Origin of the sequence: Solimonas soli DSM 21787 (genome assembly GCF_000474945.1) — a bacterium.
Classification (GTDB): Bacteria; Pseudomonadota; Gammaproteobacteria; order Nevskiales; family Nevskiaceae; genus Solimonas; species Solimonas soli.
Genome location: NZ_AXDW01000010.1, coordinates 1 through 25,052, shown reverse-complemented (window position 1 = coordinate 25,052; position 25,052 = coordinate 1). Strand labels below are relative to the sequence as shown.

At 66.5% G+C, this 25,052-nt stretch carries 37 protein-coding genes; 5 read left to right on the top strand and 32 right to left on the bottom strand.

The annotated features are described in order from the left end of the window. Positions 1 to 43 precede the first annotated feature (43 nt). Both K344_RS0106040 and K344_RS0106035 read left to right on the top strand, forming a co-directional pair. Complete coding sequence (locus tag K344_RS0106040; protein WP_043113929.1) at positions 44 to 2,146, top strand: protein-disulfide reductase DsbD family protein; 2,103 nt, start codon at positions 44 to 46, stop codon at positions 2,144 to 2,146. A 29-nt stretch (positions 2,147 to 2,175) separates the two neighbouring features. Beyond that, complete coding sequence (locus K344_RS0106035) at positions 2,176 to 2,769, top strand: redoxin domain-containing protein (protein WP_028079910.1); 594 nt, start codon at positions 2,176 to 2,178, stop codon at positions 2,767 to 2,769. Here the strand turns inward: K344_RS0106035 and K344_RS0106030 are convergent. After that, positions 2,745 to 4,148, bottom strand: a complete 1,404-nt coding sequence (locus tag K344_RS0106030; protein ID WP_028079909.1) for a sodium:solute symporter family transporter — start codon at positions 4,146 to 4,148, stop codon at positions 2,745 to 2,747. The genes K344_RS0106035 and K344_RS0106030 overlap by 25 nt on opposite strands. A 103-nt stretch (positions 4,149 to 4,251) precedes the next feature. Here K344_RS0106030 and K344_RS0106025 point away from each other — a divergent pair, with 103 nt between their 5' ends. Further along, the gene (locus K344_RS0106025) at positions 4,252 to 5,205 is read left to right on the top strand and encodes an isoaspartyl peptidase/L-asparaginase family protein (RefSeq protein ID WP_028079908.1); all 954 of its coding nucleotides are present in this window, start codon (positions 4,252 to 4,254) and stop codon (positions 5,203 to 5,205) included. A 4-nt stretch (positions 5,206 to 5,209) separates the two neighbouring features. Here K344_RS0106025 and K344_RS0106020 read toward each other — a convergent pair whose 3' ends face one another. Continuing rightward, on the bottom strand, positions 5,210 to 6,502 hold the full coding sequence (locus K344_RS0106020) for an adenylate/guanylate cyclase domain-containing protein (protein ID WP_043113928.1): 1,293 nt from the start codon (positions 6,500 to 6,502) through the stop codon (positions 5,210 to 5,212). A 14-nt stretch (positions 6,503 to 6,516) separates the two neighbouring features. Continuing rightward, the gene (locus K344_RS0106015) at positions 6,517 to 8,310 is read right to left on the bottom strand and encodes a monovalent cation:proton antiporter-2 (CPA2) family protein (protein ID WP_028079906.1); all 1,794 of its coding nucleotides are present in this window, start codon (positions 8,308 to 8,310) and stop codon (positions 6,517 to 6,519) included. 134 nt (positions 8,311 to 8,444) lie between these two features. Between K344_RS0106015 and K344_RS0106010 the strand changes: the two genes are divergently transcribed. Next, complete coding sequence (locus K344_RS0106010; protein ID WP_043113927.1) at positions 8,445 to 9,071, top strand: type IV toxin-antitoxin system AbiEi family antitoxin domain-containing protein; 627 nt, start codon at positions 8,445 to 8,447, stop codon at positions 9,069 to 9,071. Next, positions 9,072 to 9,995 (top strand): phospholipase A, encoded by a 924-nt coding sequence (locus tag K344_RS20445; RefSeq protein WP_051361942.1) that lies wholly within the window; start codon positions 9,072 to 9,074, stop codon positions 9,993 to 9,995. It abuts the gene before it with no gap. A gap of 66 nt (positions 9,996 to 10,061) precedes the next feature. On the opposite strand, the gene rplQ is transcribed toward K344_RS20445, so the two are convergent. The 29 genes from rplQ to tuf all read right to left on the bottom strand — a co-directional run bounded on the left by rplQ (position 10,062) and on the right by tuf (position 25,052). Further along, positions 10,062 to 10,448, bottom strand: coding sequence for a 50S ribosomal protein L17 (gene rplQ, locus K344_RS0106000; RefSeq protein WP_028079904.1), 387 nt, complete (start codon positions 10,446 to 10,448; stop codon positions 10,062 to 10,064). Positions 10,449 to 10,482: 34 nt separating this feature from the next. Continuing rightward, entirely contained in the window at positions 10,483 to 11,463 is a 981-nt protein-coding gene (locus tag K344_RS0105995; protein WP_028079903.1) for a DNA-directed RNA polymerase subunit alpha, read from the bottom strand. Positions 11,464 to 11,526: 63 nt separating this feature from the next. Next, on the bottom strand, positions 11,527 to 12,147 hold the full coding sequence (gene rpsD / locus K344_RS0105990; RefSeq protein WP_028079902.1) for a 30S ribosomal protein S4: 621 nt from the start codon (positions 12,145 to 12,147) through the stop codon (positions 11,527 to 11,529). A gap of 11 nt (positions 12,148 to 12,158) precedes the next feature. Beyond that, complete coding sequence (gene rpsK / locus K344_RS0105985) at positions 12,159 to 12,560, bottom strand: 30S ribosomal protein S11 (protein WP_028079901.1); 402 nt, start codon at positions 12,558 to 12,560, stop codon at positions 12,159 to 12,161. 19 nt (positions 12,561 to 12,579) lie between these two features. Further along, positions 12,580 to 12,951 carry a 30S ribosomal protein S13 gene (gene rpsM, locus K344_RS0105980; protein ID WP_028079900.1) on the bottom strand — a complete coding sequence of 124 codons (372 nt, stop codon included), beginning with the start codon at positions 12,949 to 12,951 and terminating at the stop codon, positions 12,580 to 12,582. 83 nt (positions 12,952 to 13,034) lie between these two features. Then, a complete protein-coding gene (gene rpmJ, locus K344_RS0105975) occupies positions 13,035 to 13,148 on the bottom strand; it encodes a 50S ribosomal protein L36 (RefSeq protein ID WP_020651319.1) in 114 nt (37 codons plus the stop codon). Positions 13,149 to 13,175: 27 nt separating this feature from the next. Further along, positions 13,176 to 14,528: a preprotein translocase subunit SecY gene (secY, locus tag K344_RS0105970; RefSeq protein ID WP_028079899.1), complete on the bottom strand. Its 1,353-nt coding sequence runs from the start codon at positions 14,526 to 14,528 to the stop codon at positions 13,176 to 13,178. Between the two features lie 14 nt (positions 14,529 to 14,542). Beyond that, entirely contained in the window at positions 14,543 to 14,977 is a 435-nt protein-coding gene (gene rplO, locus K344_RS0105965; protein ID WP_028079898.1) for a 50S ribosomal protein L15, read from the bottom strand. A gap of 26 nt (positions 14,978 to 15,003) precedes the next feature. After that, positions 15,004 to 15,195 carry a 50S ribosomal protein L30 gene (gene rpmD, locus K344_RS0105960; RefSeq protein WP_028079897.1) on the bottom strand — a complete coding sequence of 64 codons (192 nt, stop codon included), beginning with the start codon at positions 15,193 to 15,195 and terminating at the stop codon, positions 15,004 to 15,006. A gap of 14 nt (positions 15,196 to 15,209) precedes the next feature. Then, positions 15,210 to 15,722, bottom strand: coding sequence for a 30S ribosomal protein S5 (gene rpsE, locus K344_RS0105955; protein WP_028079896.1), 513 nt, complete (start codon positions 15,720 to 15,722; stop codon positions 15,210 to 15,212). 3 nt (positions 15,723 to 15,725) lie between these two features. Next, positions 15,726 to 16,082 (bottom strand): 50S ribosomal protein L18, encoded by a 357-nt coding sequence (rplR, locus tag K344_RS0105950; protein ID WP_028079895.1) that lies wholly within the window; start codon positions 16,080 to 16,082, stop codon positions 15,726 to 15,728. A 113-nt stretch (positions 16,083 to 16,195) separates the two neighbouring features. Beyond that, complete coding sequence (gene rplF / locus K344_RS0105945) at positions 16,196 to 16,723, bottom strand: 50S ribosomal protein L6 (RefSeq protein ID WP_028079894.1); 528 nt, start codon at positions 16,721 to 16,723, stop codon at positions 16,196 to 16,198. Positions 16,724 to 16,733: 10 nt separating this feature from the next. Then, positions 16,734 to 17,129 (bottom strand): 30S ribosomal protein S8, encoded by a 396-nt coding sequence (gene rpsH / locus K344_RS0105940; RefSeq protein WP_028079893.1) that lies wholly within the window; start codon positions 17,127 to 17,129, stop codon positions 16,734 to 16,736. 12 nt (positions 17,130 to 17,141) lie between these two features. Beyond that, the gene (gene rpsN, locus K344_RS0105935; RefSeq protein WP_028079892.1) at positions 17,142 to 17,447 is read right to left on the bottom strand and encodes a 30S ribosomal protein S14; all 306 of its coding nucleotides are present in this window, start codon (positions 17,445 to 17,447) and stop codon (positions 17,142 to 17,144) included. Positions 17,448 to 17,463: 16 nt separating this feature from the next. Beyond that, complete coding sequence (gene rplE, locus K344_RS0105930; RefSeq protein ID WP_028079891.1) at positions 17,464 to 18,000, bottom strand: 50S ribosomal protein L5; 537 nt, start codon at positions 17,998 to 18,000, stop codon at positions 17,464 to 17,466. An 11-nt stretch (positions 18,001 to 18,011) separates the two neighbouring features. Continuing rightward, entirely contained in the window at positions 18,012 to 18,338 is a 327-nt protein-coding gene (rplX, locus tag K344_RS0105925) for a 50S ribosomal protein L24 (protein ID WP_028079890.1), read from the bottom strand. A gap of 13 nt (positions 18,339 to 18,351) precedes the next feature. Continuing rightward, positions 18,352 to 18,717, bottom strand: a complete 366-nt coding sequence (gene rplN, locus K344_RS0105920) for a 50S ribosomal protein L14 (protein ID WP_028079889.1) — start codon at positions 18,715 to 18,717, stop codon at positions 18,352 to 18,354. Between the two features lie 15 nt (positions 18,718 to 18,732). Further along, on the bottom strand, positions 18,733 to 19,005 hold the full coding sequence (rpsQ, locus tag K344_RS0105915) for a 30S ribosomal protein S17 (RefSeq protein WP_043113924.1): 273 nt from the start codon (positions 19,003 to 19,005) through the stop codon (positions 18,733 to 18,735). A 3-nt stretch (positions 19,006 to 19,008) separates the two neighbouring features. After that, positions 19,009 to 19,209 (bottom strand): 50S ribosomal protein L29, encoded by a 201-nt coding sequence (gene rpmC / locus K344_RS0105910; RefSeq protein ID WP_028079887.1) that lies wholly within the window; start codon positions 19,207 to 19,209, stop codon positions 19,009 to 19,011. Then, a complete protein-coding gene (gene rplP / locus K344_RS0105905; RefSeq protein ID WP_026353325.1) occupies positions 19,209 to 19,622 on the bottom strand; it encodes a 50S ribosomal protein L16 in 414 nt (137 codons plus the stop codon). Before rplP ends, rpmC begins: the two co-directional genes overlap by 1 nt. A gap of 17 nt (positions 19,623 to 19,639) precedes the next feature. After that, positions 19,640 to 20,326 carry a 30S ribosomal protein S3 gene (rpsC, locus tag K344_RS0105900; protein ID WP_028079886.1) on the bottom strand — a complete coding sequence of 229 codons (687 nt, stop codon included), beginning with the start codon at positions 20,324 to 20,326 and terminating at the stop codon, positions 19,640 to 19,642. A gap of 31 nt (positions 20,327 to 20,357) precedes the next feature. After that, positions 20,358 to 20,693, bottom strand: coding sequence for a 50S ribosomal protein L22 (gene rplV, locus K344_RS0105895; RefSeq protein ID WP_028079885.1), 336 nt, complete (start codon positions 20,691 to 20,693; stop codon positions 20,358 to 20,360). Between the two features lie 5 nt (positions 20,694 to 20,698). Then, positions 20,699 to 20,977, bottom strand: coding sequence for a 30S ribosomal protein S19 (rpsS, locus tag K344_RS0105890; RefSeq protein WP_028079884.1), 279 nt, complete (start codon positions 20,975 to 20,977; stop codon positions 20,699 to 20,701). Between the two features lie 24 nt (positions 20,978 to 21,001). Further along, on the bottom strand, positions 21,002 to 21,835 hold the full coding sequence (gene rplB, locus K344_RS0105885) for a 50S ribosomal protein L2 (RefSeq protein WP_028079883.1): 834 nt from the start codon (positions 21,833 to 21,835) through the stop codon (positions 21,002 to 21,004). 12 nt (positions 21,836 to 21,847) lie between these two features. Further along, positions 21,848 to 22,168, bottom strand: a complete 321-nt coding sequence (gene rplW, locus K344_RS0105880) for a 50S ribosomal protein L23 (RefSeq protein WP_028079882.1) — start codon at positions 22,166 to 22,168, stop codon at positions 21,848 to 21,850. Beyond that, positions 22,165 to 22,770, bottom strand: a complete 606-nt coding sequence (gene rplD, locus K344_RS0105875) for a 50S ribosomal protein L4 (protein ID WP_028079881.1) — start codon at positions 22,768 to 22,770, stop codon at positions 22,165 to 22,167. The genes rplW and rplD overlap by 4 nt, the downstream gene beginning before the upstream one ends. 35 nt (positions 22,771 to 22,805) lie before the next feature. Beyond that, complete coding sequence (rplC, locus tag K344_RS0105870; protein WP_028079880.1) at positions 22,806 to 23,444, bottom strand: 50S ribosomal protein L3; 639 nt, start codon at positions 23,442 to 23,444, stop codon at positions 22,806 to 22,808. A 12-nt stretch (positions 23,445 to 23,456) separates the two neighbouring features. Then, positions 23,457 to 23,774: a 30S ribosomal protein S10 gene (rpsJ, locus tag K344_RS0105865; RefSeq protein WP_020651341.1), complete on the bottom strand. Its 318-nt coding sequence runs from the start codon at positions 23,772 to 23,774 to the stop codon at positions 23,457 to 23,459. An 84-nt stretch (positions 23,775 to 23,858) separates the two neighbouring features. Then, positions 23,859 to 25,052 carry an elongation factor Tu gene (gene tuf, locus K344_RS0105860; protein ID WP_028079879.1) on the bottom strand — a complete coding sequence of 398 codons (1,194 nt, stop codon included), beginning with the start codon at positions 25,050 to 25,052 and terminating at the stop codon, positions 23,859 to 23,861.

Genomic DNA, 25,052 nt, shown 5'->3' with positions numbered 1-25,052 from the left:
CGCAGCCCGCCGGTCATTAGAACGCTTTGCCGCCGACTTCTCCATGAATATCCGCCGCCTGCTGCTGTGCCTGCTGATCGCCGCGCCGCTCGGAGCGGCGGCCGAAACCGTGCGCACCGATCAGCTGGAGGCCGAGCTGGTCGCCGAGCACACCGCGCTGAGCGCCGGCCGGACCAACTGGGTGGCGCTGCGCATCAAGCCGGTTGCCGGCTGGCACGTCTACTGGCGCAATCCCGGCGATTCCGGCATCCCGACCAAGCTCGAGTGGCAGCTGCCGAAGGGCATCACGGCCGGCGACATCGTCTGGCCGTATCCCTCGACCGAACGCCTCGGCGATCTGGTCAACTACGGTTACGGCGAGGAGGTGCTGCATCTCGTGCCGCTCGAAGTCGCCGCCGGCACGCACGGCGAGCAGACGCTCGCGGCGACCGCGAAATGGCTGGTGTGCAAGGACATCTGCATTCCGGGCAGCGCCGCGCTGACGCTGCGCCTGCCGGTCGCCGCCGACGCGAAGTCCGCGCCGGACGATGGTCGCTGGCAGGCTGCCTTCGCGCGGGCGCGCGCCGCCGTGCCGCGGGCCGTGGCCTGGCCGGCGCAGTTCAGCGTCGCCGACGACACCGTGTCGCTGCAGCTGCGCGACGCGGCATTGGCCGGTGCCGCGCGCATCGCCTTCTTCCCCTACGCCAGCGACCTGGTCAATCACGCGGCGCCGCAGCGCATCGCCGGCGACGGCGACACCCTGCGCCTCAGCCAGGCGGCGAGCGCCTATTTCGTCGAGGCGCCGAAGACCGTCGAGGGCGTCGTCGTCGTCACCCGCGACGGCCGCACGCAGGCCTACGAGATCAAGGCGCAGCCCGGCGCGGTGGCAGCGGTCGCCGCGCGCGCGCCGGCCGCGCAGGACGACGAGGCCGGCGCCGCGCTGAGGGCGTCGCCGACCGCCGCGCGCGACACCGGCAGCGCACCGCTGGGCCTGCTCGCCGCGCTCGGCTTCGCCCTGCTCGGCGGCCTGATCCTCAACCTGATGCCCTGCGTGTTCCCGGTGCTGTCGTTGAAGGCGCTGTCACTGGCGCGCGCCGGCCACGCCGGTCAGCGCGCGCAGGCGCTCGCCTACGGCGCCGGCGTGGTGCTGTCCTGCGTGGCGATCGCCGTGGCGATCCTCGTGCTGCAGAGGCTCGGCAAGGTCGCCGGCTGGGGCTTCCAGCTGCAATCGCCGCTGGTGGTCGGCGCCCTCGCGTATCTGCTGTTCGCGCTCGGCCTGTCGCTGTCCGGCGTCGCCAGCTTCGGCGCACGCCTGATGAATCTCGGCCAGTCGCTCACCGAGAAGCCGGGTCTCGCCGGCGCCTTCTTCACCGGCGTGCTCGCCGTGGTCGTCGCCAGTCCCTGCACGGGCCCCTTCATGGGCGCGGCGATCGGCTACGCGGTGCTGCAGCCGGCGGCCATCACCCTCGCCGTGTTCGCGGCGCTCGGGCTCGGCCTGGCCCTGCCCTTTCTCGTCATCGGCTTCGTGCCGGCGGCGGCGCGCCTGCTGCCGAAACCGGGCGCCTGGATGGAGCGCTTCAAGCAGCTGATGGCCTTTCCGCTGTATCTGTCGGTGGTCTGGCTGGTCTGGGTGCTGGCGCGTCAGCTCGACGTCGGCGCCGCCGCGCAGCTCATGGTCGGCCTCGTGCTGATCGCCTTCGTGCTGTGGCTGTGGACGGCGCACGGACTCGTCGCGGCGCTCGCCAAGCTCGCCGCCGCGGCGCTCGCCGCGGCGCTGCTGCTGACATTGCCGCAACAGGGCGAGAGCAAGGCCGCCGCCGCCGGCATCGGCGCATACGCGTCCGAACCGTGGTCGGCGCAGCGCGTCGCCGAGCTGCGCGGCGAAGGGCGCACGATCTTCGTCGACTTCACCGCCGACTGGTGCCTCAGCTGCAAGGTCAACGAGCGTGTCGCGCTGCGTTCGGAGCGCGTCGAGCAGCGCTTCCGAGACGCCAATGTCGCCGTGCTGGTCGCCGACTGGACCAATGCCGATCCGGCCATCACCGCCGAGCTGGCGCGCTTCGGGCGCAACGGGGTGCCGCTGTATCTGGTCTACGCGCGCGGCGGCGAGCCGAAGATCCTGCCGCAGCTGCTGACGCCGGATCTGGTCGCCGGCGCGCTCGAATGAACGCCGGTCCCGCCCCAAGGAGTCATGCCATGCGCATCGCCGCTCTCGCTTCCGCCGCGCTGCTGATCAGCAGCGCCGTCTTCGCCGCGCCGAAAGTCGGCGCCCCGGCACCGGATTTCGCGGCGACCGACAGCAAGGGCCAGACCATCAGACTGTCCGATTACCGCGGCAAGTTCGTCGTGCTCGAATGGACCAACGACGGCTGCCCGTTCGTGCAGAAGCATTACCGGGGCAACATGCAGTCGCTGCAGAAAGAGGCGACCGCGCAGGGTGCCGTGTGGCTGAGCGTGATTTCGTCGGCGCCCGGCAAGCAGGGCCACGTCAGCGGCGCCGAGGCCGATGCGCTGACGCTCAAGCGCGGCGCGGCACCGAGCGCGGTGCTGCTCGATCCTTCGGGCACCCTTGGCCATCTGTACGACGCCAGGACCACGCCGCAGCTGTTCATCGTCGATCGGCATGGCACGCTGCTCTACGCCGGCGGCATCGACAGCATTGCCAGCACCGACGTCGACGACATCGCCAGGGCCAAGCCCTACGTGAAGACCGCGCTCGCCGAAGCGATGGCCGGCAAGCCGGTCCGTTCGCCGGTCACCAGACCCTACGGCTGCTCGATCAAATACTGAGCGCCGCCGGCGTCGCCGCGCCGAGCGCGCAGCGGCGCGCATACCGCGTAGGCGAGAAAAGCCGCGCCGAGCGACGCCAGGTACGGGTAATCCCAGGCCAGCAGGTGCTCGCCGAGCAGGTAGACGGCGACGCTGACGACGAGTGCGGCGACCGCACTCGCGGCGCCGCCGAAGCGCGGCAGCCACAGCGCCGCCAGCATCATCACGAACACGCCGGACGAACCGAGACCGGACGCTTCCTCGACCAGCTCGTACATGCTGTCCGAGCCGAGTGCGATGAGGTACGACAGCACGCCGAACGCCACCACCGCGACGCGGTTGAAGCGCAGGCGCTGGCGCTCGGACAGCGGCGCGCCGCGATGCCGCGCGAGCAGCGGCGCCGCGAGGTTGTGCGCGGCCAGCGAACCGGCGACCAGCAGCGTGCCCGACAGCGTCGACAGGATCGCCGAAACCAGCGCGCCGAGGAACAGCACGTAGAGCGGCAGCGGCAGCTGCGCCTGGGCGATCTTCGACAGCAGCTGTTCCGGCTCGAACGGCTCGCCCAGCGTCGCCGCCGCGCCGAGGCCGATGAGCACCGGCACCGAGCCGACCGCGAGATAGAGCAATGCGCCGGCGATCGTCGCGCCGCGCGCCAGGCGCGGACTGCGCATCGCCAGAAAGCGCGCGACCAGTTCCTGCGCGGCGATCGTGCCGAAAATCGGCACAGCCAGCGCCTCGATCAGCGGCCGCGGCGCTTCATCGGCGGCGGCACCGATACCGCCGATCGAGAGCTGCGCCAAACCGCCGTCGACGGCGAAGACCACACCGATCGCGGCGACGCCGGCGATCAGCACGATGCCCTGCACGAGATCGGTCCAGGAATCCGCCCACATGCCGCCGATCGCCGTGTAGGCGACGACGACCGCGGCGGCAAGCGTGGTCGCCGCGACCACGCCGAGATCGCCGGTCGAGGCCAGCACCTGGCCGAAGGCGCGCACCTGCGCCGCCGCCCACAGCAGCGAGCCGGGGATCATCACCACGGCGGTGAAGCGCTCGACGCCGCTGCCGTAGCGCTGGCGGAACAGATCGGCGAGCGTGGTCAGATTGCGCCGCCACAGCGTCGCCGCGAAAAACAGGCCGGCGGCGGCGAGACCCAGCGTGTAACCGAAAGGATCGGCGGCCACCGCGCGCAAGCCGCCGCGATACGCCTCGCCGGCGGCGCCGATGCAGGTCTCGGCGCCGAACCAGGTCGCGAACACCCCGAAGGTGGCGAGCCAGGGGCCGAGCCTGCGGCCGGCGAGCAGATAGTCCGATTCGCTGGCGACACGCCGCGAGGCGGCGAACGACACCAGCACCTGCAAGGCGATATAGACGAGGACCGCCGCCAGCACTCCGTTCACCGCTTCCCCCCAAGTGTGCGTCCGTTCGGATGGGCGATCTTCCGGCTTCCTCGCGGCGCTGACTAGCGCTAGGCTCAGCGCCCTTCCTGCTCCGGAACGCACCATGATCCGTCTCGCCATCCACGGCGGCGCCGGCGAACTCGATGCCGGCGTCGACACGCGCGAGCAACGCGCCGCCCTGCAGCGCATCGCCGAGGAAGGCCTGCAAATGCTGCGCCAGGGCGCGACCAGCCTCGATGCCGTGGAGCGCATGGTGATCCGCCTCGAGGAATGCCCGCTGTTCAATGCCGGCATCGGCGGCGTGCTGAACCGCGACGGCCTGCCCGAGCTCGACGCGGCGATCATGGACGGCCGCGATCGCGCCTGCGGCGCGGTCGCCGGCGTGCAGCGCTCGAAGAGCCCGGTGCGCCTGGCACGCGCGGTGATGGAACGCTCGCCGCACGTGATGTTCATGGGCGCCGGCGCCGACGCGCTGAACGCCGAGCTCGGCCTCGAAGTCGTCGAACCCGCGTACTTCATCACCGAGCTGCGGCGCCGCCAGCTGCGCAAGGCGCAGACGCAGAACGTCATCGTACTCGATCACGATTCGGCTTACGCCGAATCGGCGGCAACGCATGATTCGCCGCGCACGGACGCCGACGGAGCCTTCGGCACCGTCGGCGCCGTGGCGCGCGACGCGCGCGGCGATCTCGCCGCCGCGACCAGCACCGGCGGCCTCACCAACAAGCATCCGGGCCGCATCGGCGACACGCCGGTGATCGGCGCCGGCACGTTCGCCGACAACCGCAGCGCGGCGATTTCCTGCACCGGCACCGGCGAGGCGTTCATCCGCGCCGGCTTCGGCTTCGAAGTCGACGCGCGCCTGCGCTATGCGCACGCCTCGCTCGCCGAGGCCGGCGCGCACGCGCTCGGCCGCGTCGCGCACTACGGCGGACGCGGCGGCTGCATTGCCATCGACCACGCCGGCCACATCGCCTTGCCGTTCAATTCGAGCGCGATGTTCCGCGCCTGGGTCGCCGAGGACGGCCGGATCGGCGTCGCGGTCGGCGAAACCTAGGCCGCTACAGGGCGTAGCGCGGCACCGGCTCGCCGAAGCCCTTCACGACGATCGCCTCGCGGGCCTGCAGCAGTTCGCTGCCGGCGAGATCGGCGGTGCGCACGTCGACGAGAATCTCGCCGCTCGCCGCCTGCTCGCAGAGCCGCGAGGCGAGGTTCACCGCCGAGCCGACCGCCGTGTATTCGAGACGCGAAGCCGAACCGATGACGCCGACCGTGACCATGCCGGTGGCGACGCCGAGACCGATGCCGAGCCGGTGCTGCGGCGTGCTCCAGCGCTCGGTCAGCGCCAGGCCGAGATCGCGGATGCGCTGTGCCATCTCCAGCGCGCGCGTCGCGTGATATGGAATCGGCAGCGGCGCGCCGACCAGGATCAGGATGCCGTCGCCGGCGAAATCCTTGATCGTCGCCTCGTACTCGGAGACCACCGCGCCGACCGCGTCGTAATACTCGCGCAGCACCTGCAGCACGCGCGACGAGGGCGTGGCGGCCGCGTAGGGCGTGAAGCCGCGCAGATCGCAGCAGACCACCGAAATCTCGCGCTGCGATTCCTGCATGGCGCGCGCCAGGCCCTGCTCGCCGACCAGCTTGGCGAGCTGCGGCGACAGGAAGCGCGACATGAATTGCCCGCGCTGGCCCTGCAGCACGTGGTAATGCGTCGAGCCGATGAAGAAGATGATCTCGCCGAGGATCACCGACACCGCCGCCGCGTCGACCGGCAGCACGAAGGCGGTGACCAGGAACGGCACGGCGATCGCCATGGCGAGCACGCGCGTCGTCTCGGCGCGATCGGGCCGGCGGTTCAGCAGCAGCAGGATGCCGACGAAGCCGGCGGCGACCGCGTACAGCAGCGGCGCCGCGAACAGCCAGAAACCGCCGCTGAGGAACAGCGCCGGATTGGCGCTGGCGCGCAGGAAATGCGTGAGGCGCACGTCCGGCCAGAACAGCGAGACGAGGCCGTAGATCACGCCGGCGAGCTGGCCGCTGCGCAGCACGCGATCGCCGAAGCGCGTGTCGAGATCGAGATTGACCGGCACCGTGCGCCGCACGCGGATGATCCACTCGAGCATCGTCACCGTCGCCGCCGCTTCCGGCAACGCGAACCAGCCTGCCCAGCGCGGCAGCGCACCGTCCGCGGTCGTCCACTCGCCGGTCCAGACGATGTTGAGGTAGATGGAAATGCCGATGTAGGCATACGTCGCCGCCAGCGCGCGCGACGTCGGCGAACGGCGGTCGGCCGACACGAACGCGAGACCCATGCCGAGCGCGACGAGCGCGACGACGGTGTGCGCAATCATGCTGCCGTGATCGCTCAAGTCGGGTCGCCCTGCGCCGCCGTCGGCGACGGGTCTTCGGCGAACAGCTGTTCGAGTTCGGCGGCCGCGTCGGCCGTGGTCTGGCGCATCTTCTGCAGGTCGTCGCGCGGCACCTGCAACTGGCGCAGCAGCACCTGCTCGTCGTGATCGCGGAACCGATCGACGGCGCGCCGCGCCGCATCGTCGCTGTCGCCCATGCCCAGCAACACGCGGCGCGTCATCTCCAGCGAGGAGAAATAGCTGCGGCGCACGACGTCGCCCGGCGCGATGCCGATGTCCATGAGGCGAAGCGCGTGCTGGCGATTGACCGCGGCGGCGAAGATGCGCAGCTGCGGAAAATGCCGGCGCACGGTTTCGGCGGTGCGCAGCGACGCCTCGATGTCGGGAATCGCCAGCACGAACAGCCGCGCCTTGTCGGCGTGCGCGGCGCGCAGCAGGTCGAGGCGGCTGGCGTCGCCGTAGAAGATGCGATTGCCGAACTGGCGCACGAAGTCGACGTGCTCGAAATCCTTGTCGAGCACCGTGAAGCGGATGCGCTTGACGCGCAGGATGCGCGCGACGATCTGGCCGAAGGGGCCGAAGCCGGCGATCAGCACTTCGTGCTCGTCGGTCTGGATGTCGTCGTAGGGCCGCGCTTCCTTGCGCTTGCGCATGCGCATCTGCAGCGAGAACAAGGGCGGCGTGGCGATCATCGAGATCGTCACCACCAGCACCAGCAGCGCCGACAGCTCGGCGCTCATCACGCTGGCGGCGACCGCCGCCGAGAACAGCACGAAGGCGAATTCGCCGCCCTGCGCCAGGGAGGCGGCGAGCGCGCCGGCGCTGTCGCCGCTCAGGCCGTCGAGCCGCGCGATCGCCCACAGCACGAAGGCCTTGACCGCCAGCAGGGTGACGACCAGCCCGACGATCTGCATCGGCCGCGCCACGAGCAGGGACAGATCGGCGGACATGCCGACGGCGATGAAGAACAGGCCGAGCAGCAGGCCCTTGAAGGGCTCGATGTCGGCCTCGAGTTCATGGCGGAACTCGGACTCCGACAGCAGCACGCCGGCGAGGAAGGCGCCGAGCGACATCGACAGGCCGACCGCCGACATCGCCAGCGCGGTGCCGACGACGATCAGCAGGGCCGCGGCCGTGAACAGTTCCGGCGTTTCCGCGGCAGCGACGCGCTTCATGACCGGCCGCACCGCGTAGCGACCGCCGAGCACGACGACGAAGAACATCGCCAGGGTCTTCACCGCGGCCTGCCAGTGCAGGGTCCAGCTGCCGCCGTGCACGTCGCCGCCGCTGCCGGCGAGCAGCGGAATCAGCGCCAGGAACGGAATCACGCTGAGATCCTGGAACAGCAGGATGGAGAACGCCACGCGGCCGTGGCGCGCATTCAGTTCGCGGCGTTCGGCGAGCATCTGCAGCACCATCGCCGTCGACGACATGGCGAGGCCGAAACCGGCGACCAGCGCCGAGCGATGATCGAGGCCGAGCGCCACGGCGATGAGCGTCAGGACCAGCCAGCTGAGCGCGACCTGCGCGCCACCGATGCCGAACACGGTGCGGCGCATCGCCCACAGGCGGCTGGGCTGCAGTTCGAGGCCGATGATGAACAGCAGCAGCACGACACCGTATTCGCCGAAGTGCAGCACGCGCTCCGGCTCGTCGATGAGCCCGAGACCCGCCGGACCGATGGCGATGCCGGCGCCGAGGTAGCCGAGCACCGCTCCGAGCCCGAGCCTGCGGAACAGCGGCACGAAGAGCACGGCGGCCGCCAGGAAGCAGGCAATGTCACTCAGCACGAAGCACCTTCAGAATTCCCTTGCTTTTTTATTAGCTTAACGAAGCTTCCGAATATCAAGATAATGAAGTTCGTCCTTGCTTTCGAAAGCACTGTGTTTTTAAATATATACAGATATTTTCGACTCTTCCCGATTTGCACAGCGCCGACGAGCAGAGCAAGTCCGAACGCATCTTAGCCTTGGTCCAAGAGCTCGGCGTTCTGCGTCCGAAGGATCTCGGTCCGCACCACATCCAGGCCGAGTATCTGCGCCGCCTCTGCGATCGCGGGCAGCTGAAGAAGCTCGGTCGCGGCAGCTATGTGCTGGCCGAGCGCAAGCCGTCCTTCGAGTTGTCGCTCGCCCTGGTGGCGCGCGCCGTGCCGAACGGCGTCGTCTGCCTGCAGTCGGCGCTGGCGTTCCATGGGCTGGGCGAGGCCAACGCGCGCGAGATCTCGGTGGCGATCGAGCGCCGCGCCGCCAAGCCGCGCCTCGACTTCCCCGCCTTGCGCATCGCCCGCCTCGGCGGCGAAGCGTTCAGCGGGGGCGTCGCGCATCATCGCATCGAGCACGTCGATGTCGCCGTCTACACACTCGAAAAAACGCTCGCCGATCTGTTCAAGTTCCGCAACAAGATCGGCCCGCATATCGCCGTCGACGCGCTGCGCGCCGCGCTGGCGAAGCGCCAGGTCGATATGCTGACGCTACAGCACTACGCACAGCTGTGCCGCGTCGAGCGTGTGATGAAACCCTATGTCGATGCCCTGCACCGTGGAGTCTCCTAGATGTCGTCGTTCCCCTGCCGCTGGCCCCTGGCGCTGCTCGCCCTCGTCCTGCTGATCGCCACCGCGTCGGTACGCGCGCAGGCACAATCCGGCGCCGGCGACGTCGCCACGCCGGCCGCCGCAGGCGAGAGCGACCCGGCGGAGGAAAAAGTCCGTGTCAGCGTGCCGCGCTCGCTGGCGCGCTGCCTGGAGCACGAAACCGAACCTTTCATGCTGGTCGGCATGCAGCCCTGCCTGTCGTTCCACAAGCCGATGTATCTGATGCCGGCGACGTACAGCGACCGCTACAGCGGCGACGAGAGCGAGTTCGTCTACCAGATCAGCCTCAAGCTGAACCTTTTCAACAGCGACGTGTTTTTCGCCTATACACAGAAGTCGTTCTGGCAGATCTACAACGCCAGCGAGTCGCGGCCGTTCCGCGAGACGAACTACAACCCGGAACTGTTCTACCGCTGGAAACCGCGTCTCGCGCTCTGCCCCCGCTGCGGTTTCGATTTCGGCGGCGAGCATGAATCGAATGGCCGCGACGTGCCGCAATCACGTTCCTGGAATCGCCTTTACGTGAACGTCTTCAGCGAATGGCGGCGGACGCTCGTCGATCTCAAGCTCTGGTACCGCATCCCCGAGGACCGCAAGAAGACGCCGGACGATCCGAAGGGCGACGACAACCCAGACATCGCCCACTACTACGGCTACGGCGAGCTGCGCCTGCAGCAGCGCCTGTTCCATGCCGATCATCTCGCCGCGCTGATGCTGCGCGGCAATCCGAACACCGGCAAGGGCGCGCTCGAACTGAGCTACAGCGTGCCGTTCGGCGACTACCTCTACTGGAACGTCTACGTGTTCAACGGCTATGGCGACAGCCTGATCGACTATAACCGCAGCGTCACGCGCGTCGGTCTCGGCGTGATGCTGGCGCGCTGAGGACGATCCGCGGACGCAAACGAAAACGGGCGCCTCGCGGCGCCCGTTCGGTCCACGGATTCCCGCTTACCCGGCGGCGACGGCGGCGCTCTTCGCCGGGCGGTCGACCAGTTCGACGTAGGCCATCGGCGCGTCGTCGCCGGCGCGGAAGCCGCACTTGAGGATGCGCAGATAGCCGCCCGGACGCTGCTTGTAGCGCGGGCCGATCTCGTTGAACAGCTTCTGCACGGCGTCACGGTCGCGCAGGCGCGAGAAGGCGATGCGGCGATTGTGCAGCGAGTCTTCCTTGGCGCGCGTGATCAGCGGCTCGGCGAGGCGGCGCAGCTCCTTGGCCTTCGGCAGCGTGGTCTTGATCAGCTCGTGCTCGAAGAGCGCGACGGCGATGGCCTGCATCGTCGCCTTGCGGTGGCTGCTGGTGCGGCCGAAGGTACGGCCCGACATCTTGTGGCGCATGGCTTTATCTTCCTAAATCTTTCTTCCGAGGGCCTTAAGCCGGCACCTTCGGCGACGACCAGTTCTCGAGGCGCATGCCGAGATCGAGCTCGTGCGAACGCAGCGCTTCCTTGATCTCGTTGAGCGACTTCTTGCCGAGGTTCGGCGTCTTCATCAGCTCCATCTCCGTGCGCTGCACGAGATCGCCGATGTAGTAGATGTTCTCGGCCTTGAGGCAGTTCGCCGAACGGACCGTGAGCTCCAGATCGTCGATCGGACGGAACAGGATCGGCGACAGTTCCTTCTTGCCCGGCACCGCGGCAGCCTGCGCCGCCTCGGCCTCGAGATCGACGAACACCGACAGCTGGTCACGCAGGATGCGCGCGGCCAGGCGCACGGCTTCCGCCGGATCGATACCGCCGTTGGTGTCGACGTCGAGGATCAGCTTGTCGAGGTCGGTGCGCTGCGCGACGCGCGCGCGCTCGACCGCGTAGCTGACGCGACGCACCGGGCTGTAGCTCGCATCGAGCTTCAGCACGCCGACGCCGCGGGCATCTTCCTCGCGCACCGCGCTGGCGGCCGGCACGTAGCCGCGCCCGCGCGTGACCTTCAGCGTCACGTTGAGCTTGCCGCCGGTGAGGTTGGCGAGCACCAGTTCCGGGTTGACGATCTCGACGTCGTGGTCGAGCTTGATATCGCCGGCGGTGACCGGACCCTTGCCCGACTTCTCGAGACGCAGGGTCGCTTCATCGCGCGCATGCATGCGGATCGCGATGTTCTTGATGTTCAGCAGGATGTCGAGGACGTCTTCCTGCACGCCTTCGATCGCGCTGTATTCGTGCACGACGCCGTCGATCTGCACTTCGGTGATCGCGGCGCCCGGGATCGACGACAGCAGGATGCGGCGCAGGGCATTGCCCAGCGTGTGGCCGAAGCCGCGTTCCATCGGCTCCAGCGCGACGCGAGCGTGGCTCGGAGACACGGTCTCCACTTCGATCTGACGCGGCTTGAGCAGGTCTGCGACGACGTTCTGCATGGTGTACCTCTGAATCTGTATGGACGGGACTGTCGGCGGCGACTCGCCAAGTAACGACGGGCGTTACTTCGAGTACAACTCGACGACCAGCGCCTCGTTGATGTCCGGCAGGATCTGATCGCGCGTCGGCACGGCCTTGAAGGTGCCCTTCAGGCCCTTCTCGTCGACGTCGACCCAATCGGCCAGACCGGCCTGCGTGGCGATCGACAGCGCTTCGGCGATGCGCGACTGCGCGCGCGAAGCCTCGCGGATTTCCACCACGTCACCGGCCTTGACCTGGTACGAGGGGATGTTGACGATCTTGCCGTTGACGACGACCGACTTGTGCGACACCAGCTGGCGGGCTTCGGCGCGGGTGCGCGAAAAACCCATGCGGTAGACGACGTTGTCGAGGCGCGTTTCCAGCAGCTGCAGCAGCAGCAGGCCGGTCGAGCCCTTCTTCGACGACGCCTTCAGGTAATAGTTGCGGAACTGCTTCTCGAGCACGCCGTACATCTGCTTGAGCTTCTGCTTCTCGCGCAGCTGCAGGGCGTAGTCGGACAGGCGCGGCTTGACGGCACCGTGCTGACCCGGGCGGGTCTCCATGTTGCACTTGCTGTCGATGGCGCGGGCGCGCGATTTGAGCAGCAGGTCGGTGCCGGCGCGGCGGGACAGCTTGCACTTCGGGCCAATGTAACGAGCCATGAATTCTCTCCTTACACGCGGCGGCGCTTGGCCGGGCGGCAGCCGTTATGCGGAATCGGCGTGACGTCGGTGATGTTGGTGATTTTGAAGCCGGCGGCGTTCAGCGCACGGACGGCCGATTCACGGCCCGGGCCGGGGCCCTTGACGCGAACCTCGAGGTTCTTCACGCCATGCTCGGCGGCGGCCTGGCCGGCCTTGTCGGCGGCGACCTGCGCGGCGAACGGCGTCGACTTGCGCGAGCCCTTGAAGCCGGCGGCGCCCGCCGTGCTCCACGACAGCGTGTTGCCCTGGCGGTCGGTGATCAGGATGATCGTATTGTTGAAGGAAGCATGAATGTGCGCCACACCATCGGTGACGTTCTTCTTGACTTTCTTGCGCTTCGCCGCGGCAGCGGTCTGGGTCTGGGTCGCCATATGCGTGTCCGGCTAGAAATCAGGTTTTCTTGTTGGTCGCGACCGTGCCGCGGCGCGGACCCTTGCGGGTGCGGGCATTGGTACGGGTGCGCTGGCCGCGAACCGGCAGGCCACGACGGTGGCGCAGGCCGCGGTACGAGCCGAGATCGATCAGGCGCTTGATGCTCATCGACACTTCGCGGCGCAGGTCGCCCTCGACCACGAACTTGCCGACTTCGGTGCGCAGCTTCTCGAGCTCGCCCTCTGTCAGCGTGCGAATCTGCACGGTCGGGTCGATGCCCGCCGCCGCGCAGATCAGCTTGGCGCGGGTCTTGCCGATGCCGTAGATCGCCCGCAGGGCGATGACGGTGTGTTTGCGATCCGGGATGTTGACGCCCGCGATACGTGCCATTGTGACTACCTCGACTGATGCCTAACGCGCGAAAAGCCGCGCATTATATTGACCAAACGGCTATTAATCAAACGCGCGGGCATTCAGCCCTGGCGCTGCTTGTGGCGCGGGTCGGTGCAGAGGATGCGAACGACGCCATTGCGACGGACGACCTTGCAGTTCCGGCAGATTTTCTTGACCGATGCACGGACTTTCATGACTCACCTCGAACTAGGTAATCGGACTCAGCGGCCTTGCGCCGGGCCCAGCGACTTCAGATTGGCCTTCTTCAGCAGGCCTTCGTACTGGTGCGACATCAGGTGCGCCTGCAGCTGCGCCATGAAGTCCATCACCACCACCACCGTGATCAGCAACGACGTGCCGCCGAAATAGAACGGAATGCTGGTGACGAACGAGCGCAGGATCTCCGGCACGAGGCAGATCACCAGGATGTAGAGCGAGCCCACCACCGTCAGGCGCGTCAGCACCGTGTCGATGTACTTCGCCGTCATCGCGCCCGGACGCACGCCCGGGATGAAGGCCCCCGACTTCTTCAGGTTGTCGGCCGTCTCGCGCGAGTCGAAGACCAGGGCCGTGTAGAAGAAGCAGAAGAAAATGATCAGCAGGCCGTAGAGCAGCGTGTACAGCGGCTGGCCCGGCGACAGCGCATTGGCCAGCTTCTGCAGGAAGCTGCCCGCCGTCGAGGTGGTATCACCGCCGAAGAACTGCACCAGCGACGCCGGGAACAGGATGATCGACGACGCGAAGATCGGCGGGATCACGCCCGACATGTTCAGCTTCAGCGGCAGGTGCTGGGTCTGCGCGGCGAAGATCTTGCGGCCCTGCTGGCGGCGCGCGTGGTGGATCGGGATGCGGCGCTGGGCGCGCTCGAAGAACACCACGCCCCAGGTCACCACCGCGATCAGCGCCAGCACGACGATCACCGTGAAGCCGTTGATCGAGCCTTCGCTGACCAGCTGCGCCGTCGCACCGAGCGCGCGTGGAAAGCCCGCGACGATGCCGGAGAAGATGATCATCGAGATGCCGTTGCCGATGCCGCGCTCGGTGATCTGCTCGCCGAGCCACATCAGGAACATCGTGCCGGTGACCAGGCTGACCGTCGCCACGAACAGGAAGCCGAAGCCGGCGTTAATCGCCACGCCCGATTTCTGCAGCGCCAGCGCCGCGCCGAACGACTGGAACAGCGCCAGCGCCAGGGTGCCGTAACGGGTGTACTTGGTGATCTGGCGGCGGCCCGACTCGCCTTCCTTCTTCAGATCCTTGAGCTGCGGCACGACCGTCGCCATCAGCTGCACGATGATGCTCGCCGAAATGTATGGCATCACGCCGAGCGCGAAGATCGACAGGCGATGCAGGGCGCCGCCCGAGAACATGTTGAACATGTCCAGGATCGTGCCGTGGCTCTGGTTGAACAGCGCCGCCAGCTGCACCGGATCGATCCCCGGCACCGGGATGAAGCTGCCGATGCGGTAAACGATGATCGCCCCGAGCAGGAACAGGAGGCGATTGCGCACCTCACCGATCTTGCTCAGATCCGGCACCATCGAGCCGCCTGCGGCACCCGGAGACTTCGCCATGAGCGTTCCCGACCTTACTCGGCGATGCTGCCGCCCGCGGCCGTGATGGCTTCGCGAGCACCCTTGGTGACGAGCACACCCTTGAGCGCGACCTTGCGGCTCAGCGCGCCGGACTTGATGACCTTGGCGGTCTCGGCATTCGCCGAGATCACGTTCTCCGCCTTCAGCGTGGCGAGGTCGATCTCGACGGCTTTCATCTTCTCGAGCTCCGACAGGCGCACTTCCGCCGTCAGGCCCTTGAGCGGCGAGTTGAAGCCGCGCTTCGGCAGGCGACGCTGGATCGGCATCTGGCCGCCCTCGAAGCCGAGCTTGTGGTAGCCGCCCTTGCGCGCGTGCTGACCCTTGTGGCCGCGGCCGGCGGTCTTGCCGATGCCCGAACCGATACCACGGGCCACGCGGACCTTCTTGGTCTTGGCGCCCTTGGCCGGCTTGATGCTGTTGAGTTTCATGTTCTGTAGATCCTGTCGGAGCAGTCTTAGGCGACTTCTTCGATGCGCAGCATGTACGACACCTTGTTGACCATGCCCATGTTCTCGGGCGTGGCGGCAACGATGCGCGACTGATGCATGCGGGTGAGACCCAGGCCGCGCACGCAGGCCTGATGCTTCGGCAGGCGCTTGGCGAGGCTACGGATCAGCGTGAGCTTGATCTGCTTGGTGGCGGTCATGATCTTTGCAACCCTTAGCCGAGGATTTCTTCGACGGTCTTGCCGCGCTTGGCGGCCATTTCCGACGGCAGGTTCATCTTGGTCAGCGCGTTCATCGTCGCGCGCACCAGGTTGATCGGATTACGCGAGCCGAGCGCCTTGGCGAGGATGTTCTGCACGCCGGCGACTTCGAACACCGCGCGCATCGCGCCACCGGCGATCACGCCGGTACCGTCCGAAGCCGGACGCAGGAACACCTTCGCGGCGCCGTGCTGGCCCCAGATCTCGTGCTGCACGGTCAGGCCCTTGAGCGGCACCGTGACCATGTTCTTGCGCGCCTGGTCCATCGCCTTGGAAATGGCCTGCGGCACTTCGCGCGCCTTGCCGTAGCCGAAACCGACGCGGCCGGCGCCGTCGCCGACGACCGTCAGCGCGGTGAAGGCGAACTGCTTGCCGCCCTTGACCGTCTTCGACACGCGATTGACGGTGATGAGCTTTTCCTTGAACTCGCCGCCGCTCTGCTCTTCGTAGTTGTGCTGGGTCGCCATGTCTTAGAACTCCAGGCCGGCTTCACGCGCGGCGTCGGCCAGGGCCTTGATGCGGCCGTGGTATTGGAAACCCGCGCGGTCGAAGGCCACCTTGGTGATGCCCTTCTCCTTGGCGCGCTCGGCGATCGTCGTGCCGACCTTCTTGGCGGCCTCGACATTGCCGGTCGCGTCGAGGCCGTCGGCCACCGACTTCTCGACCGTCGACGCGGCGACGACGGTCACCGAGGCGTCCGGCGCGATGATCTGCGCGTAGATGTGCTGCGGCGTGCGGTGCACGGCGAGACGATGCACGCCGAGTTCGCGGATGTGGGCGCGCGTGCGGCGGGCGCGGCGCAGACGGGTCTGTTTCTTGTCCTTCATATAAATCCAGTTCTTCCTGGCAACTTTTTGGTCGATGCCAAAATGTTCGCGAGATCGAAGTCCGGTCCATGTGCGCAAGGCCTTCCGAAGGAGGACGGCCCCACGCGAACCCTTTACTTCTTCTTCGCTTCCTTGAGTTCCACCTTCTCGGTGGAGTAACGCACGCCCTTGCCCTTGTATGGCTCGGGCGGACGGAAACCGCGGATGTCGGCGGCGACCTGACCGACCATCTTCTTGTCGGCGCCCTTGACGATGATCTCGGTCTGCGACGGCGTTTCCACCGTGATGCCTTCCGGGATCGGGTATTCGATCGGGTGCGAGAAGCCGAGCGAGAGGTTCAGCTTCTTGCCGGCGGTCGCGGCGCGGTAGCCGACGCCGACCAGCTGCAGCTTCTTCTCGTAGCCCTTCGACACGCCGACCACGGCATTGTTGAGCAGCGCGCGGAACGTGCCGGCCTGCATCTTGTCGGCGGTGATCGAGGCGGCGGCGACCGTGACGGTATCGCCCTGCACCTCGATCTGCACCTTCGCCGGCACGTTGATCGTCAGGCTGGTCTTGCCCTTGACGGTCAGCTGGCCGTTCGCGTTGGCGACCTGCACACCGGCCGGCAGCTTCACCGGCATTTTTGCGACGCGGGACATGGTGCTCTCCTTAGGCGACGATGCAGAGCACTTCGCCGCCGAGACCGGCAGCGCGCGCCTTGCGGTCGCTGACCACGCCCTTGGGCGTGGAGACGATGGCGACGCCGAGACCGCCGAGAACCTTCGGCAGCTCGTCCTTGCCCTTGTAGACGCGCAGGGCCGGCTTCGAGATGCGTTCGAGGCGCTCGATCACCGGCTTGCCCTCGAAGTACTTCAGGGCCAGGGTGATGGTCTTCTTGGCGCCGTCGGCGACCACGGCGTAGTCGGCGATGTAGCCCTCGTCCTTGAGAACGGCGGCGATCGCTTCCTTGATCTTCGAGGACGGCGACGACACCTGCTTCTTGCGCGCCGCCTGGGCGTTGCGGATGCGCGTCAGAAAGTCGGCGATAGGATCGGTCATGCTCATATGGAAATCCTCTTACCAGCTCGCCTTCTTCAGGCCCGGCACTTCGCCGCGGTTGGCGGCTTCGCGCAGCTTGTGGCGCGCAAGGCCGAACTTCTTGTAGACGCCGCGCGAGCGGCCGGTGAGCTGGCAGCGGTTGCGCTGGCGGGTCTTCGCCGAGTCGCGCGGCAGCTTCTGCAGCGCCACGACGGCAGCAGCCTTGTCTTCGTCCGAAGCGGCTTCGCTGACGATGGTCGCCTTCAGCGTCGCGCGCTTCTTGGCGTACTTCGCGGCAAGGGCGGCGCGCTTCTTCTCGCGCTCGATCATGTTGGTCTTGGCCATGGGTATCGCCTGCGCTTTACTTGCGGAACGGGAAGTTGAAGGCGTCGAGCAGGGCGCGGCCCTGTTCGTCGTTCTTCGCCGTCGTGGTGATGGTGATGTTCATGCCGCGCACCGCGTCGACCTTTTCGTACTCGATTTCCGGAAAGATGATCTGTTCCGTGACACCGAAATTGAAATTGCCGGCGCCGTCGAAGCCGCGCGCCGAGATGCCGCGGAAGTCGCGGATGCGCGGCAGGGCGACGACGATCAGGCGCTCCAGGAACTCGTACATCTTCTCGCGGCGCAACGTCACCTTGACGCCGACCGGATAGTTCTCGCGGACCTTGAACGCCGCGATGGCGATACGGGTCTTGGTGACGACCGGCTTCTGGCCGGCGATCGCCGTCATGTCCTCGACCGCCTTCTCGATCACCTTGCGGTCGGTCGTCGCTTCACCGACGCCCATGTTCAGGGTGATCTTTTCGATGCGCGGGACTTCCATCGCGCCGACGCCGAGCTTCTTCTGGAGCTCGGACGCGAGCTTCTCGCGGTAAAGAGTTTGCAGATTCGCCATGGCTTTCTACCTTAGTCCACCAGTTCGCTGTTGGACTTGAACACGCGCACCTTGCGGCGCTTTTCGCCTTCGCCCTCGAACTTGAAGCCGACGCGATCGGCCTTGCCGGTCTTCGCGTTCCAGATGGCCACGTTCGACACGTCGATCGGCATTTCCTTCTCGACGATGCCACCGGCCACGCCGGCGTTCGGGTTGCCGCGCTGGTGCTTCTTGGCGACGTTGACGCCTTCGACGACCACCTTGCCGGCGGCGACCAGAACCTGCGCGACCTTGCCGCGGCGGCCCTTGTCCTTGCCCGTGATGACGACGACTTCGTCGCCCTTCTTGATCTTGCTCATGCTCGGTCCTGCCTTAGATCACTTCGGGCGCCAGCGACACGATCTTCATGAAACGGTCGCGCAGTTCGCGCGTCACCGGCCCGAAGATACGAGTGCCCAGCGGCTCCAGCTTGTTCGTCAGCAGCACGGCGGCATTGCTGTCGAAACGGATGACCGAACCGTCGGCGCGCTTGATCGGGAACTTGGTGCGGACGACGACCGCGTCGTGCACTTCGCCCTTCTTGACCTTGCCGCGCGGAATCGCGTCCTTGACGGTGACCTTGATCAGGTCGCCGACGGCCGCATAGCGGCGGTACGTCGAACCCTTGACCTGGATCACCTGCACTTCACGGGCGCCGCTGTTGTCGGCGACCACCAGAAAGCTTTCCTGTTGAATCATGGTCTGGCTCCCTGGTCAGCCGGCGGCGCCGGACTTCAGCACTTCGACGAGGCGGAAGCGCTTGGTGGCCGACAGCGGGCGCGTCTCGACGATCGCCACGGTGTCGCCTGCCTTCGCCTGGTTGTTCTCGTCGTGCGCGCGCAGCTTGGTCGAGCGGCGCAGCGTCTTGCCGTAGAGCGGATGACGCTCGACGCGCTCGACGAGCACGGTGATGGTCTTGTCACCCTTGTCGCTGACGACACGGCCCACGACGCGGTTGCCCTTCTTTTCGGTCTGTTCGGTGCTCATGGCTTACTTCACCTGGCTGCGCGCAATGGTCTTGACCCGCGCGATCTTCTTGCGCGCCTCGCGCACGAGATGCGGCTTGGCCGGCTGGCCGGTGGCATGCTGCATGCGCAGGTTGAACTGTTCGCGACGCAGCGCGGCGAGTTCCTCGGCGAGCGCCTTCATGTCCTTGCCGCGCAGCGACTTCACATATTCGGAGGTCTTCATCACATGATCGTCCGGTTGACGAAGCTGGTCTTCACCGGCAGCTTCGCTGCGGCCAGGCGGAACGCCTCGCGCGCGGTCACTTCATCGACGCCTTCCATTTCGTAGAGCACCTTGCCGGGCTGCACCTTGCAGACCCAGTACTCGACGTTGCCCTTGCCGGAGCCCATGCGGACTTCCAGCGGCTTCTTGGTCACCGGCACGTCCGGGAACAGGCGGATCCACACCTTGCCGCCGCGCTTGATGTAGCGCGTGATGACGCGGCGTGCCGCTTCGATCTGGCGGGCGGTGACGCGACCCGGTTCGGTCGCCTTGAGGCCCCACTCACCGAAGCTGACCTTGTTACCGACCAAGGCCATACCGGTGTTGGAACCCTTGCGTTGCTTGCGAAACTTGGTTCGCTTCGGCTGCATCATGGCTTTGTCTCCCGACCTTAGGCCGTACGGGCCTCGGTGGTTTCGTTCTTGTCCTGGCGGCGATCGGCTTCGAACACTTCGCCGGTGAACACCCAGACCTTCACGCCGATGATGCCGTACGTGGTACGGGCTTCACCGACGGCGTAGTCGACGTTGGCGCGCAGCGTGTGGAGCGGCACGCGGCCTTCGCGGTACCACTCGGTGCGGGCGATCTCGGCGCCGTTCAGACGGCCGCCGACCTGGATCTTGATGCCGCCGGCGCCGAGGCGCATGGCGTTCTGCACCGAGCGCTTCATCGCGCGGCGGAACATGATGCGGCGCTCGAGCTGCTGGGCGATGCTGTCGGCGACCAGCTGCGCGTCGAGTTCCGGCTTGCGGATTTCCTCGACCGAGATGTGCACGGAATCCGGCTTCAGGCCCATGCGCTTGGCGACTTCGGCCTTCAGCTTCTCGATGTCCTCGCCCTTCTTGCCGATGACGATGCCCGGACGCGCCGTGTGGATCGTCACGCGCGCCGACTTCGCCGGGCGGTCGATCTGGATGCGCGACACCGACGCCTGCGCAAGCTTCTTGCGCAGGAAGCTGCGGACCTGGATGTCCTTCAGCAGGTTTTCGCCGTAAGCCTTGCGCTCCGCGTACCAGTTCGACGTCCAGGACGTCGTGATGCCGAGGCGGAAGCCGTTCGGATTGACTTTATGACCCATGAATATTCTCTCTCGTCCGACGCAGGCGGCCTTACTGGCCGTCCGAGACCTTGATCGTGATGTGGCTGGTCGGCTTCACGATGCGATCAGCACGGCCCTTGGCACGCGGCATGATGCGCTTGAGCACCGGGCCGGCGTCCACGTAGATCTCCTTCACCTTCAGCTCGTCGACGTCGGCGCCGTGATTGTTTTCGGCGTTGGCGATCGCGGACTCCAGCACCTTGAACAGGATGCGAGCCGGCTTGCGGGTGGAGTACTTGAGGATGTTGCGCGCCTCGTCGACCGGCTTGCCGCGCACGAGATCGGCGATCGCGCGCGCCTTCTTCGGCGACAGGCGGACGAACTTCAGGATGGCTTGCGTCTGCATGGCGATTACTTCTTGGCTTCGACTTTCTTGTCGCCATGACCCTTGAAGGTCCGCGTCGGCGAGAACTCGCCGAGCTTATGGCCGACCATGTTGTCGGTGATGAAGACCGGCAGGTGCGTCTTGCCGTTGTGAACCTGAAGCGTCAGGCCCACGAAGTCCGGAGTGATCATCGAACGGCGCGACCAGGTCTTGATCGGCTTCTTCACGCGCTGGCCGGCAGCCGCTTCCACCTTCTTCGCGAGATGGTGGTCGACGAACGGGCCCTTCTTGACGGAACGTGGCATGGCCTAAGTCCTAAAGTGTTCCTGTTACTTCTTCGAATGGCGGCTGCGCACGATGAACTTCTGCGTGCGCTTGTTGCTGCGGGTCTTGAGGCCCTTGGTCTGCTGGCCCCACGGCGTCACCGGATGCGGGTTGCCCTGGCCGGAACGGCCTTCGCCGCCGCCGTGCGGGTGATCGACCGGGTTCATGACCACACCGCGAACCGTCGGACGGATGCCCTTGTGGCGCTTGGCGCCGGCCTTGCCGTACTGACGCAGGTTGTGCTCGTTGTTGCCGACTTCGCCGATCGTGGCGCGGCACTCGGAGAGCACCTTGCGCATTTCGCCGGAACGCAGACGAATCGTCGCGTACTCGCCTTCGCGGGCGACCAGCTGGATGGCGGCGCCGGCCGAGCGCGCGATCTGCGCACCCTTGCCCGGGCGCAGCTCGACGCAGTGCACGGTCGAACCGATCGGGATGTTGCGCAGCGGCAGCGTGTTGCCCGCCTTGATCGGTGCATCGGTGCCGGACTGCAGCTTGTCGCCGGCGGCGACGCCGCGCGGCGCGATGATGTAGCGGCGCTCGCCGTCGGCGTAGCACAGCAGCGCGATGTGCGCCGAACGGTTCGGATCGTATTCGACGCGCTCGACGACGGCCGGAATGCCGTCCTTGTTGCGCTTGAAATCGACCAGGCGGTAGTGCTGCTTCTGGCCGCCGCCCTTGTGGCGCGTGGTGATGTGGCCGTTGTTGTTGCGGCCGCCCGTGCTCTTCTGCTTCTCGAGCAGCGGCGCGTGGGCTTCGCCCTTCCACAGGCCCGGCGTGACGACCTTGACCTGGTGACGCGCGCCCGGCGACGTCGGCTTGATTTGGATCAGTGGCATGGTGTCGTGTCCTTAGGCCGAGGCGCCGCCGAGGAAATCGATTTCCTGGCCCTGCGCGAGCGTGACGTACGCCTTCTTCCAGTCGGAGCGCTTGCCTTCGAAACGGCCGAAACGCTTGCTCTTGCCCTTCACGGTCAGCGTGCGAACGCCGTCGACCTTGACGTTGAAGAGCTTCTCGACCGCTTCCTTGATTTCCGGCTTCTGCGCGTCGCGAGCGACCTTGAAGACAGCCTGGTTGTTCTTCTCGGCGACGCGCGTGCTCTTCTCCGAGACGACCGGCGCGATGATGATCTGGTGCAGGCGATCGGCCGCGGTTTTGAACTTGGTGCTCATTGCAGCCACGCCTCCAGCTTCTTGACCGCGTCCGCCGTGATGACCACCTTCTCGTGGCGCAGCAGCGTGACCGGATTGAGGGCCTCGACATCGCAAACCGCCACATGCGGCAGGTTGCGGGCCGAAAGGAACAGGTTCTGGTCGAGCTCGCCGGTGACGATCAGCACGTCGTCCGAGCCGAGCTTCGCGAGCTGCTCGACGAGACCCTTGGTCTTGGCGGCAGCGACCGTGAAGGCCTCGGCGACGATCAGGTGGTTCTGGCGGGCGAGTTCGGCAACGATCGAGCGGATGGCGCCGCGGTACATCTTGCGGTTGACCTTCTGCGAGTGATCGCGCGGGCTGGCGGCGAACGTCGCGCCGCCGCCGCGCCACAGGGGCGAGCGGATCGAACCGGCGCGGGCGCGGCCCGTACCCTTCTGCTTCCACGGCTTCTTGCCGCCGCCGCGCACTTCGCCCTTGGCGAGCTGCGCCTTGGTACCGGCACGGCCAGCCGCCATGTAGGCGGTGACCACCTGGTGGATCAGCGGTTCGTTGTATTCGGCGCCGAACACGGCATCCGAAACGTTCAGCTTGTTCGAGCTGTTATAGAGTTGAATATCCATGGCCGTTTTTCCTCAGTGAACCCAGACCCGACGACTCAGGCCTTCACCGTGGGGCGCACGATGACATCGCCATTCGTGGCACCCGGCACCGCACCCTTCACCAGCAGAAGGTTGCGGTCCACATCAATCTTGACCAGGTCCAGGTTCAGCGCGGTAACGCGATCCGAACCCATGTGACCTGCCATCTTCTTGCCCTTGAACACGCGGCCCGGCGCCTGGCGCTGGCCGATCGAGCCCGGAGAGCGGTGCGACAGCGAGTTACCGTGCGTCGCACGGCCACCGCCGAAGTTCCAGCGCTTCTGCACGCCGGCGAAACCCTTGCCCTTCGAGACGCCGGTGACGTCGACGGCCTTCACGCCATCGAACTGACCCACCTTGATCTCGGAACCCGCAGCGAGATCCGCACCCTCGCCCTCGGCGAGACGGATTTCCCACAGACCGCGGCCGACGGCGACGCCAGCCTTCTTGTGATGACCGGCCTGCGCCTTGTTGACGCGGCCCGGCTTCTCTTCACCCACGGCCACCTGCACAGCACGGTAGCCATCGGTTTCCACGGTCTTGACCTGAGCGACGCGGTTCGGCGTGCACTCGATGACGGTCACCGGAATCGACGCACCATCTTCGGTGAAGATGCGCGTCATGCCTGCCTTGCGGCCTACGATTGCGATCGACATGTCCGTTTCTCCTTAGCTCAGCGAGATCTGGACTTCGACGCCGGCCGGCAGGTCGAGCTTCGACAACGCGTCGACGGTCTTTTCCGTCGGGTCGACGATCTGCATGAGCCGCTTGTGCGTGCGGATCTCGTATTGATCGCGCGCGTCCTTGTCGGCGTGCGGCGAAACGAGGATGGTGAAGCGTTCCTTACGGGTGGGCAGAGGAATCGGCCCACGCACGACGGCACCGGTGCGCTTCGCGGTCTCAACGATCTCCTTCGCCGATTTGTCAATCAGACGATGGTCGAACGCCTTGAGCCGGATGCGAATAGATTGGCTGGTCGCGGCCATGCTTTGGTTTCCGGTTTAAAGAGCAGGGAACAAAAGGGGCGCGAATTTTATTCGCGCCCCAGCCAAAAGTAAAGCGAAAAGGTGTTAGGCCAGAATCTTCGTGACGACGCCGGCGCCGACGGTACGGCCGCCCTCGCGAATCGCGAAGCGAACGCCGTCTTCCATCGCGATCGGGCTGATCAGCTCGACCGTCATCTGCACGTTGTCGCCCGGCATCACCATTTCCTGGTTGAACTGGATCGACCCCGTCACGTCCGTCGTGCGGAAGTAAAACTGCGGACGGTAGCCCTTGAAGAACGGCGTGTGACGACCGCCCTCTTCCTTCGTCAGAACGTACACCTCGCCCTCAAACTTCGAGTGCGGCTTGATCGAGCCCGGCTTGCACAGCACCTGCCCGCGCTCGACGTCTTCCTTCTTCGTGCCGCGCAGCAGAATGCCCACGTTGTCGCCCGCCTGCCCCTGGTCCAGCAGCTTGCGGAACATCTCCACGCCCGTGACGATCGTCTTGGCCGTGTCGCGGATGCCGACAATCTCGACTTCCTCGCCCACCTTGACGATGCCGCGCTCGATACGGCCCGTCACCACCGTGCCGCGGCCCGAGATCGAGAACACGTCTTCGATCGGCAGCAGGAACGGCTTGTCAGTCTCGCGCTCCGGTTCCGGAATCCAGGTGTCGATCGCGTTGTACAGCTCCTCGAGCTTGGCCACCCACTCCGGCTCGCCGGCAATCGCCTTGGTCGCCGAGCCGCGGATCACCGGCGTGTTGTCGCCGTCGAAGTTGTACTTGCTCAGAAGATCGCGCACTTCCATCTCGACCAGGTCCAGAAGCTCGGCGTCTTCCACCAGATCGCACTTGTTCAGCCACACCACGATCTTCGGAACGTTCACCTGCTTGGCCAGCAGAACGTGCTCGCGCGTCTGCGGCATCGGGCCGTCCACCGCCGACACCACCAGAATCGCGCCGTCCATCTGCGCCGCGCCCGTGATCATGTTCTTCACGAAGTCCGCGTGCCCAGGGCAGTCCACGTGCGCGTAGTGGCGGTTCGCGGTCTCGTACTCCACGTGCGACGTCGCGATCGTCAGAATCTTCGTCGCGTCGCGGCGGCCCTGCGATTCCGACGCCTTCGCCACCTGGTCGTAAGGCACGTACGTCGAACCGAACTTGTCCGACGATACCTTCGTCAGCGCCGCCGTCGTCGTCGTCTTGCCGTGGTCAACGTGGCCAATCGTGCCCACGTTCACGTGCGGCTTCGTGCGTTCAAACTTACCCTTTGCCAT